The sequence below is a fragment of the Hyphomonas sp. genome, assembly GCF_037969335.1.
In the GTDB taxonomy this organism is placed as follows: domain Bacteria; phylum Pseudomonadota; class Alphaproteobacteria; order Caulobacterales; family Hyphomonadaceae; genus Hyphomonas.
Map to the genome: position 1 here is coordinate 1 of NZ_JBBKXE010000018.1, position 3299 is coordinate 3299.

Below are 3299 nucleotides of genomic sequence, written 5' to 3' on the forward strand. Positions count from 1 at the left end.
GCAGGCGCGGGAAGAGAAGGCTGGGCCGGGGGCGCAACTGGTTGGCTCTCAGTCAGGGCATCCGGCACCGTCGTTTCGATGGCAGCCGTTATCACGCTCCCGGCCGGTTTCTGCCGGTCGAAATCGCTCAGCATGAAAATCCCAAAACTGCACAGCGCGATGAGGCAGGACACGATGAGCGCGTCATCGCCTGTGGTTGTATGGGCAGTGGCAGGTTTTGGTTGGGTATTCAGCAATTTCGACACGCACAATAAAGGTTAACGATACCCTAATTGAGCAAGACTTGCGCCAAGTTGACCAATCAACAACCCATGCGGCGCTGATCAGGCGGCGTCAGGCCCGTCGCCACCCGTCGCATTCATGGCTTTCATGTTGCGCATCATGAAGAGCGGGACCGACCCGATCGGCGTGACCGCCCAGTCGAGCGGCTGGTCGTGTGGTTCGGCCGGGACGGCATCAATCTGTTGGGCAGGATAGGCCACGGCGCAGGCGAAGGCACGTCCTGCGGCGCGCAGGTCTTGGATGGCGCGGTCATAGTGGCCTTTGCCGTAGCCGAGGCGATTGCCCATGGCATCAAACGCCAGGAGCGGTGTCAGGATGAGGGTCGGGCTGGCTTCAGGCGCATCGAGGCCCGGCTCGGACAGGCCAAACGGGCGGCGCTCTAGTGGTTCGCCGAGCGACCACATGCGCCAGGTCATGCGGCCATCATCTTCCACGCGGGGCAGGCACAGTTCGGCCCCGGCGCGGCTGAGGCGCTGCATGAGCGGGGTCGGATCAATTTCCTCGTTGATCGGGACATAGCCCGCCACGACGGGGCCGTAGCGTTCCAGAAGTTTCATGGGGAACAGGTCGGCCAGCTTTTCAGCCGCGTCCGGATCGCGGGCAGCCGCTTCGGCGCGAAGCGTGCGCATGCGGTGGCGAAGCTGTATCTTGTCAGGTGTCTTGGACATGGCCTGAGCCTTAACGCGCGTCTGCGCTGGCGTCACGCCCCAATGATAGCGCACAAGAACCGCAGACGTCGCTGGGCATATTCACTCCCGTCAACCTAGAGACTAGGTGGGCGCCGGGTGAGCCCGGACCAGGGTCCGAACCAGAATGCCAGCTCCCTGACGGAAAGTAAGGTCGCCGGAGTTCAGTCCCATTGCGGGCGCCGCAGCCCTTGTGCAGAGTCAGATGTAGGCTTCAACCGTAAAGAATGTAAGAGCGTTTATTCCGCGCCTGTGTCGACATCGAACGCGTAGAGGAGTGTTTGCTGGCGGGCCGAAAAATTATTGTCGGAAATCAGCCAGATGCGCAGCGTGTCGGCATCGATGAATTCTGCAGCCACGCCTTCGAAATTGTCGACCAGCATGGGACGTTTCAGTTCGATCTGCAGATCGGACGTCGACCAGGTGACGATATTCCGGTTTCCGCGAATAGGGTCATAGCTGCGATACAAGGTGACCGTGACCGGCGTGCCGGATGCGTCGACCGCCTCGTCGAGGCCGACGAGCGAATAGCCGCCGGGATTGGCCGCCATTTCGCCTGTGAGCACGCCGTCTCCATTGGCGAGGACGATTCCGAGAGGGGACGGGCCTCTGAAGAGGCTTTCCAGTCCGAATTTGAGCGTGCCAGCGGGCAGGATCGAAAGCGCTTCAGCGCCCTGGTTCTCGCCGATTGTCTTGCCGGATACGTCAAAGGGCAGGCCCGCGACACGGGCCGCTCGGGCGTCAGCGCCGCAGTCGCCGAGGTCAAAGGCCTCGATCCGGTGGTCGCGTTCGAAACTGACAAGGGCGAGCCCGTCGCGAACAGCCAGGCCTTCGGCGTCTCCCTGCGTCTTGCCGGAGAGCTGCTTACCATCCTGGCCGAGCATATAGGCCAGCTTGCCTGTGCCGTCCGGTGCGCTGTCCGAGAGCCCGATCCAGACAAAGGTTCCCACGTCGGACACGGTGAGGAGGTTGCCGTCGGGCAGTGTTTCCAGGCCGGACAATCCGCCAAAGTTTTCGTTGCCCGAGGTCAGGCTCCAGCCATGGGCGAAGGTGACGGATGCGGGCAGGGACGCATTCGCGCGCGATTCGTCAAGCGCGACCGGGGCTGCTGTGATCTCGATGGCCAGCGGCGACAGGTCAGGTGTTCCCGGCGGACAGGATTCAGCCCGCAATGCGCGCGCGGAGGTTTCAAAACTCCAGAGGGCTGAGGCGCTCGTCGGCGCAACTGTGACGGGTGCAACGGGTTCAGGGGCCGAGCAGGCGGCGAGGCCCAAGAGGAGCGAAGCGATGAGCACTGACTTGTTCATGCGAGGGCCTGAATCAATTGATCTGCGATTGTGCCTGCCTCTCCCATCGGAAGGCGGCAAATACAAGGCGAAACCGGTGAAATGCGCGCAACGGTCAAAGGGGCTCTGGATTTCGAAAGCGAACCCATACATGAGAGTCGGGATGACGCAGATTCCTCTCGCCCGCCGGTCGCCGATTCCACCGGACACCTGCAACCTTGCCAGCGCCATTGAGGTGGTGGGAGACAGGTGGACGCTGCTGATCTTGCGCGCGGCGCTTTATGGCGTGCGCCGGTTCGATGACTTCCAAGCCGAGCTGAAATGCCCGCGCACCGAGCTGTCCGGCCGGTTGAAGTCGCTCGTGGACGCCGGCCTGCTTGTCAAGCGGACCTATAAGGCGCCCGGAAAGCGCGCCCGGCCCGAATACCGTCTGTCGGCGATGGGCCTGTCATTGCGCCCGATCCTGATCGGGCTGACCCAGTGGGGCGATGCCTGGCTGGCCGAGGGCGAAACGCCGCCAATCAGTTTCACCAAGGCAGGCACGAAAAGTGCGATCCGGGCGGCATTTGTCGATGCCGAGGGGCGCGAAGTGCGTCCAGACCAGATTCGCACGGTTATCCGGGGCTGATTCGACGCTTAATTGGGTCAGCCTGGTCGAGAACGGGCGAACGCGACCGGGCGAAACGCCTGCATTGGCTGAAGATCATGGAGCATCGGTCCCGCAGTCCGCAAATTGTGCAGCAGGCCCGAACTAAGCGCTTGCAAACACAAGCCTGATGCGCTTTATCACGCCTCTCGGCGGGGGTTCCTGCCGAGTACCAATTCAGGATGCGGGCGTAGCTCAGTGGTAGAGCACAACCTTGCCAAGGTTGGGGTCGAGAGTTCGAATCTCTTCGCCCGCTCCAGAATAAAATTTTCCAACCCAAATAACTCACTGTTTTCAAAGGGATTTATCCCTTTTGGCTTCTGTTCGAATCGTCCGGGGGTCATTTTTGGGCTAGTTTTTGCACTGAAAATGGGCTAGTTTTTGTCCATGGCGCGGGCG

The 3299-nt window shown here is 61.6% G+C and carries 4 protein-coding genes and 1 tRNA gene; 2 read left to right on the forward strand and 3 right to left on the reverse strand.

All coding sequences use genetic code 11. The annotated features are described in order from the left end of the window. The 3 genes from AADA04_RS01150 to AADA04_RS01160 form a co-directional block, all read right to left on the reverse strand. On the reverse strand, positions 1-236 hold a 236-nt coding region (locus AADA04_RS01150), incomplete at its 3' end, for a hypothetical protein (RefSeq protein WP_340691393.1). Positions 237-323: 87 nt separating this feature from the next. After that, entirely contained in the window at positions 324-950 is a 627-nt protein-coding gene (locus tag AADA04_RS01155) for a 5-formyltetrahydrofolate cyclo-ligase (protein WP_340691394.1), read from the reverse strand. Between the two features lie 257 nt (positions 951-1207). Then, complete coding sequence (locus tag AADA04_RS01160) at positions 1208-2275, reverse strand: esterase-like activity of phytase family protein (protein WP_340691395.1); 1068 nt, start codon at positions 2273-2275, stop codon at positions 1208-1210. A gap of 142 nt (positions 2276-2417) precedes the next feature. On the opposite strand from AADA04_RS01160, the gene AADA04_RS01165 reads away from it, so the two are divergent. Together AADA04_RS01165 and AADA04_RS01170 are read left to right on the forward strand one after the other, a co-directional pair. After that, a complete protein-coding gene (locus AADA04_RS01165; RefSeq protein ID WP_340691396.1) occupies positions 2418-2882 on the forward strand; it encodes a helix-turn-helix domain-containing protein in 465 nt (154 codons plus the stop codon). Between the two features lie 202 nt (positions 2883-3084). Continuing rightward, positions 3085-3159 (forward strand) — tRNA-Gly (locus AADA04_RS01170). The last annotated feature ends 140 nt before the right edge of the window (positions 3160-3299 follow it).

Excerpts from the sequence above, each read along its gene's own strand:
- AADA04_RS01165 (WP_340691396.1), top strand. The coding sequence starts at position 2,418 with ATGACGCAGATTCCTCTCGCCCGCCGGTCGCCGATTCCACCGGACACC.
- AADA04_RS01160 (WP_340691395.1), bottom strand. The coding sequence starts at position 2,275 with ATGAACAAGTCAGTGCTCATCGCTTCGCTCCTCTTGGGCCTCGCCGCC.
- AADA04_RS01155 (WP_340691394.1), bottom strand. The coding sequence starts at position 950 with ATGTCCAAGACACCTGACAAGATACAGCTTCGCCACCGCATGCGCACG.